The organism is Arthrobacter sp. SO5 (genome assembly GCF_020532805.1).
Classification (GTDB): domain Bacteria; phylum Actinomycetota; class Actinomycetes; order Actinomycetales; family Micrococcaceae; genus Arthrobacter.
Genome location: NZ_MQTQ01000104.1, coordinates 39,092 through 45,201, shown reverse-complemented (window position 1 = coordinate 45,201; position 6,110 = coordinate 39,092). Strand labels below are relative to the sequence as shown.

7 protein-coding genes are annotated in these 6,110 nt (G+C 59.2%); 5 read left to right on the top strand and 2 right to left on the bottom strand.

The window, feature by feature from the left end:
* Positions 1 to 1,137: 1,137 nt before the first annotated feature.
* The 4 genes from BJG92_RS18045 to BJG92_RS18030 all read left to right on the top strand — a co-directional run bounded on the left by BJG92_RS18045 (position 1,138) and on the right by BJG92_RS18030 (position 3,615).
* Positions 1,138 to 1,350 carry a hypothetical protein gene (locus BJG92_RS18045; protein WP_232085350.1) on the top strand — a complete coding sequence of 71 codons (213 nt, stop codon included), beginning with the start codon at positions 1,138 to 1,140 and terminating at the stop codon, positions 1,348 to 1,350.
* Between the two features lie 16 nt (positions 1,351 to 1,366).
* The gene (locus tag BJG92_RS18040) at positions 1,367 to 2,320 is read left to right on the top strand and encodes a hypothetical protein (protein WP_232085349.1); all 954 of its coding nucleotides are present in this window, start codon (positions 1,367 to 1,369) and stop codon (positions 2,318 to 2,320) included.
* 100 nt (positions 2,321 to 2,420) lie between these two features.
* Positions 2,421 to 2,996, top strand: a complete 576-nt coding sequence (locus BJG92_RS18035) for a GNAT family N-acetyltransferase (RefSeq protein WP_232085348.1) — start codon at positions 2,421 to 2,423, stop codon at positions 2,994 to 2,996.
* Positions 2,997 to 3,099: 103 nt separating this feature from the next.
* Positions 3,100 to 3,615 (top strand): DUF4265 domain-containing protein, encoded by a 516-nt coding sequence (locus BJG92_RS18030; protein ID WP_232085347.1) that lies wholly within the window; start codon positions 3,100 to 3,102, stop codon positions 3,613 to 3,615.
* A gap of 61 nt (positions 3,616 to 3,676) precedes the next feature.
* Here the strand turns inward: BJG92_RS18030 and BJG92_RS18025 are convergent, their stop codons facing one another.
* Positions 3,677 to 4,168 carry a hypothetical protein gene (locus BJG92_RS18025; protein WP_232085346.1) on the bottom strand — a complete coding sequence of 164 codons (492 nt, stop codon included), beginning with the start codon at positions 4,166 to 4,168 and terminating at the stop codon, positions 3,677 to 3,679.
* Between the two features lie 214 nt (positions 4,169 to 4,382).
* On the opposite strand from BJG92_RS18025, the gene BJG92_RS18020 reads away from it, so the two are divergent.
* Positions 4,383 to 5,222 carry a phosphotransferase gene (locus tag BJG92_RS18020; protein WP_232085345.1) on the top strand — a complete coding sequence of 280 codons (840 nt, stop codon included), beginning with the start codon at positions 4,383 to 4,385 and terminating at the stop codon, positions 5,220 to 5,222.
* On the opposite strand, the gene BJG92_RS18680 is transcribed toward BJG92_RS18020, so the two are convergent.
* A complete protein-coding gene (locus tag BJG92_RS18680) occupies positions 5,199 to 5,540 on the bottom strand; it encodes a GNAT family N-acetyltransferase (RefSeq protein ID WP_374199829.1) in 342 nt (113 codons plus the stop codon). The genes BJG92_RS18020 and BJG92_RS18680 overlap by 24 nt on opposite strands.
* Positions 5,541 to 6,110: the final 570 nt, after the last annotated feature.

The following is a 6,110-nucleotide window of genomic DNA, read 5'->3' as shown; positions in this document are numbered from 1 at the left end:
GACTAGAAGCTGAGCATGCCGTGCTGCACGCCCAAGACTCGGCAACGAGCGCGGGCATGACCCGGTTGCAGCCGCCGTCGGACTTCTCCTGCAACATCAAGTTTTTTGGCACAGAAGTGCCGCACCCTGTCGATGCGGGGTGCGGCAGTTTGGGGGAGGCCTTGGAGGGGAGATTTGGGGGTGTGGACAGTGTCCACACTTTGGGTCGCGGACTGGGCTGTTCCGGTGCCGGACTGGCCCGGATTCCGGATGTTTCGGCGGGAGTCCAGTGTTTGCAGGGTCTGGAACCCGGTTCGAGTCCCACCTCGGGCACAGTGTTTCCGCAGGTCAGGGGCTTTTTGGTGTTTTTTTCGTGTGGACAGTGTCCACACCCTCGCCTCTGATCTGATGTTCCGGGTGTGTGGGGTCCCGGAAACGGCCTATTCGGTTGTGTGGGGGAGCGGCTGGCTACGGCGGACCGGGTACCGGTCTCTGCTGGGTGTTCATCCTCGTTCGTCCTTCCGTTGGGTTTTTCGCGTTCACCACGTCATGGTGGCCAGGGCCGCGTACAACATGACTTGCTGATTATTCTGTAGATCGACCCAAGGTTGCGGCCGGTCCGGAATGTCCGCGCTGATACCTGTTCATGCAGGACTGCGTCGGGAACAGCATGACATGGCAACTGATCCGGAGCAGGTCATGAGTTCGCTGAGCCTGGCCAGTCGGTAGGCGGGCCAAAGGCGAGCCGAATCTGGAACCGAGTTCCGTGGGTACAAGCTGGACGACGAATTCGCGGGCCGGGGCCAACGCTAACGTCTTGGTACTTCGGACGGCTGGCGGGACGGGGACCGCCCTCAGTCCGGTCACAGAGCCGTCCGTCCCCCGGATCAGGCATCAACGTAGTTGTCCTAATCACGGCTACCGTAGGACTCGCCGAAAATCGGGCGGATATGGCTGACCGGTGGTAACCCGACCGTTTAGTCGTGTCGGGTGCTCGGCCGGAGCGTGGCGAAGTCCGTTTGTTAAGATGCTGGCGATAGGCCTCTCATCGGATTCTTCTTATAGGCCAAACGCTGCCCATAGACGCGGCTCACCGCCGCGAGTAGCCTGAGCATTCTCGAATTCAATGCTTAGAGCGCACACGGGCTAGGGGTAACAATGTTGTTCAAGGCAGAAGAGCATTTTTGCGAGGTCGAGTTGGACAGTTATCGCGCCGGGGACTTTGGCCGTGACCCTGACGGCCTGCTTGTTCATATCAAAGAGAAGCCGTCGGGCGACGAGCCTGGCAAGGGCCACACTGCAAAAGGCTGGAAAGTATTTTTTTGGGCTCGCCGTCAGAAGTCGATCCGGTCAGGGACGAGTGGACGCTGACTAAAGTGTGGGCGCAATGAGTCTTTTGTCGCGATGGGACAAGATCTGGGCCCGACTGGGATTTGGGGAGGGAGCGCGGGATAAACATCCAGCAGCCAGCGAAGCCGCGGTCGTAGAGCCTGCTTGGAAAACGGCGCAACGGGCTGAAAACACCAGCCGACGCGTCGTCCTCGATGCTGCGGATTTCGATAATCTCAAAGAGATGCACAGTCACTTCTACACATTGGCATCGGGATCGCTAGAAAGATCAAAATTCGCTGCCGAGACGATCCAGAAGGCTTCGGCAGCGATTGCAGTACTCTACACCGGAGTTTTAGCCTATGTGTTTTCGGTGACGGACAACCCGCTCCCCGTAAGGGGAATACTAGCGCCTGCGTTCTTAGGCGTCGCTGTGGTGCTGTCAAGTATTTATTTAACGTATGTTGTGGCACCTCGCACTATCGACCCCGCGTGGAGTCTCACCAGCACGGCTCTTGAGCAGAGATCCTACGTGCGGTTGAACGCTTTCATTAATGAGACCAGGGCTATCGTGACGCGGCAGATCGGACTACTGGGGAGTGCGCTGGCCGCATTGTTCGTCGGCCTGGCGTATATCGCACTGCCCTTCGTTGGAGTCCCCCCGGTTTTCACCAGTCCCATTACAGAGGCGACAGTAAAGTCTGAGGCCCCGTGGCCGTCGCCTGACCCCATTGCGTCAGGGCTTCCACCCGAATTGGCTGTTGAACTCTACAAACAGCAGGTTTCCGAAGCCGTGTCGCGCAGGGCTCAGGCCAGAACGCCAAGCCGCGCCGCCGAGCCTGGGTCATACCTAATGGTTCTCGTGGTCGTAGGGGCATTGGTCGTCGCAGCTGGGTCGAAACTCCCCTTGAGGCCGAAGGCGCTTCCCCCTGATTCGAGCAAAGGTGCAGGTAATGACACGGGGCCGTTGCCCGATTCGCAACACGGGACCGCTGCGAATGACAAGACGTAGCAGGACTTTGAATCCTAATCGGGTCCTCATGTTGGATGTCGGTTCCTCTAACTGACCGGCTCACGGGCGAGGTTCTGAAAGTTTCTGAGAGACTGGCCGCATGACCACGATCTTCACGCTTAAGCCGACAATCGAGGGACTACGCGTCAAACTGCGACCGATTCGGGCTCAGGACGCACCTATAGTGCATCGGATGCTCCAGGACGCCGAGGCTGCAATTCTGACCGGGACAGTGCACTCCAGCATCCAGACGACGCTGCCTTGGACTGTTGATGACCTCCGCGTGACGTACGAACGCTGGAGCTCCGCTGATGACCGTCTCGTCCTCGCCGTGATCGATCAGGCGACGAACGCGATGGTGGGAGAAGTCGTGCTCAACGACTTGAACGAGTTGAATCGCTCCTGCGGCTTCCGCGCCTTCCTTGGCGCGGAAGGCCGTGGCCGAGGGCTTGGCAGTGAGGCGACCGAGCTGATTGTCCGGCATGGCATACACGAGCTTGGGCTTCACCGCATAGCTCTTGAGGTTTATGCCTTCAACCCGCGCGCCCGGCATGTCTATGAGAAAGTAGGATTTCGCCACGAAGGCACGGGTCGGGACGCGCTGTGGTTCGACGAGCAATGGATTGACGTCCACTACATGTCGATCCTTGAAACCGACGTACCGCTGAGTCAGTAGAGGATCCGCTTAGGGGGACGTTTTCGAGGCGTCAATACGCAACATCCCTGCCGGAGGCTGTGGGAGAGAATTCTGTACTTCCCCGACCGCTTAGGCTCGGCACATGGACGAATACGGGCTTCACCCAAGCCTGGTTACTCAATGGCGAGCCGGCGTGCTGGAACCGTGGCCGGAGGCTGCAGCAGCGAGTGAGACAGTGTGGTTTCCCTTGCCCGTGGGATCTGACAATTTCAAGTACTGGGAGCGACTGAACGGGCGAACCGAAATCGATGGCACGGTCACTGTCCTCGGGGTGCCAGCCTCCGCGTACGATCTGAATCTGGGCGACCGTGTGACAGTCTTCCGCTCTGCGGAGGGACCGTTCGTGGCAACGGGGATTGCCCACGACGCCGGCAACAACACCTTCAGGTATTACCTGCTCGACCAGGACGACGGGACAGCTTGGCATCTGCTGGCCCAAGAGTTCGCATCCAGTGGCTCTCTGATTGACGTTCTTACGCCCACTCTGACGGCGTTGTCCTGTGTTCCGGAGACATCGAAGTCGGGGGCCTACCGACTGGCGTCACTCGAGGAACACGGCCTTCTTAAGTACGAAACGGGCTGCACCACCACGGCCTGAACTCCGGACCGCCGTGAGCCGGTCAGGGTTCCGCAACTGGGACGCAGTCTGGCCGGAAACGTCAGCTGGTAACGAACGAAAGCGAGTCCTTACCGTTCGTCCAGGTCAAGGTGTTGTTGCTGTAGCCCAGTTCCACGCTCCCCTCGAGGAACTTAAGGACCCAACCCTGTCTCTCCCCAAGGTTCTCTATGCAGCCTGAGGCGCCAAGCGCCCTCTGCCCCGTAATTCGCATGATCTTGTCATTGATCGTCACAACGGCATCAAGGGGACCGCAGGGCATCACAACCGTGAGGTAGGTATCCGAACCGCGTTTGGACAGTTGTGCCGTTAACTCCCCGGCGGTTACCCAGGAGATTGGTGTGCCGTCATCGGAGCCGGCCGTGCTGGTGTATTTCTCGCAAGGGGCCCCAGACACGAATTGGGCGCATTCACGCGATGGCGTCGGTGATGTCTGGCTTGGGTTCGGTGCCCCCGTGCTGGAACCGCACGAGGCAACCGTCATTCCCGTGAACAGAACAGCAGTGAGGCAAGCAAAGACCTTAAGACTCTTCATAGCCCCCGCCTAGGCCGAGATTTCTCGAAGCGTATACCGCCACAAGCGTTTTTGTCAGGAGAAGGACAACCTTCAGGCAAAAGGAGCGAACCAATGTCAGTGGGTCATCATGCGTCGTTAACCAGCAGATCGGGGCCACCAGCACTCAATCGGTGTCCGTTCAAGGTTCCTTGGGCTTACGGGCATCCGACTTTCGAAAGCTAGTCTTTTAGCTATGGAAGACGAGCAATTACTCAACGGGGGCAATGCCAGCGGCGTCGTCGTGCGTGTCGGGGCCACGGTCCGCAAGCCATGGACCGATGCAACCCCTAGTGTTCTTGCGTTCATGACAGCAGTTCGGCATGCGGGTGTCGATGTTCCCTTTGTCCTCGGCCAAGACGAGCAGGGTAGGCAAGTCACCGAGTTGATTCCCGGGCGACTTGCGCTCGATTCGGATCCACTCACGCATTCGGAACTCGGCCGGGTCGGAGCGATGGTCCGGGCCATCCACGACGCGAGCGAAACATTCACGCCCGCCCCAGGCGCGTCGTGGATCACGGCGATTCCCAGTCCGGACGATGAACTCATTTGTCACAACGACCTCGCCCCGTGGAACCTCATCATCGGTGAACGATGGACCTTCATCGACTGGGACGCTGCCGCGCCGAGCACCCGGCTATGGGATCTTGCCTACGCCGCCCAAGCCTTCACACTCTCCAATACCCAGCGGTCTCCCAAGGAAGCGGCACGGGATCTCGCGGCATTCGTGGATGGTTATGAAGCGGACCTTGGCCTTCGCACCGACCTCCCTGCCGCGATGTATCGTCGGGCCGCGGCCATGTACGATCTTCTGAGATCCTCCCACGAGGCAGCTCGGGAGCCGTGGGGCACGATGTATGCCAACGGGCACGGCGACCATTGGAAAGCAGCAACTCAATACGCTGGGCAGCATCAGTCCATTTGGGCGGAAGCGCTCTTACGACCAACACAACACGTTGACGGATCCTGCATCGCCCGTCCTAGTGGGCAGAGTTCCTGCTACCTGGCGCCATTAGGGATGGTTGACGCGGCGTAGAGCCAGTGATCTGGCTTCGGAGAATCCCAAGGACCGGTAAAGGCGCTCGGGATCAGGTGTTGCATGTAGATCCACGACCTCGGCGCTCATTTCGTCCAACCATGAGAGCCCCGCAGAGACCACAGCACGAGCTAAACCGCGCCCACGATGCTCTGGTGCTACGAAGACGGACGACATCGACCCGCTCGTCCCGCGGGGGAACCCGGGCCCAGGTAAACGATCCTCAAGCGTCACCACAGCGCAGGCCAGCAACAGTGCCCTCTCGTGGTTCTCGCCGACAATCGTTGGTTGCTCACCGTCGATGACGAAAGCGGCCAAAGTGCCTTGGGCGATACGTGAAGCTATCGCCTTCTGTGCAGCTGGGTACCAAGCTGTGTCATCGACATCTTGGGCTCGGCCGGCGACGCCTGAGTATGTCAATGTAATTCAGGACCACGAGGACGGCCTGATCCAAGACCACCGAGGGCGCTGGCCAGGGGCAGCGACTGCTCTACAGGGCGGGCATGGGACCTGGTTCATCCTGACTTATTTCCCGCATATATCTCCATACTGGGAGCCGCCGGCTGGCTATGGGGCCCCCAGACTCCACCCAATGAGGCCCCCGATAATCAAGCAGCCTCCCAAGACCAGGAACACTTTCGCAATCAGTCGTATCTCGCGACGTTTCATACTTCTATAGGCCTCCAGAACGTCAGCGTCCTGATGGATGAAGAGATTCCAATTGGTCACCAATTTGGCCAGCGGGTTGGAGATTGCCAAGCAAAATAAGCCCCCGAGCAGGACGACCAAACCAAACACCAGAGCCGACATGCTCATCCTCCTGGTTCACCACTGACCGGTTGCCGGTTGCCGAAGTCTATGGTCCAGAAGCCGTCAGGCCAACGACCT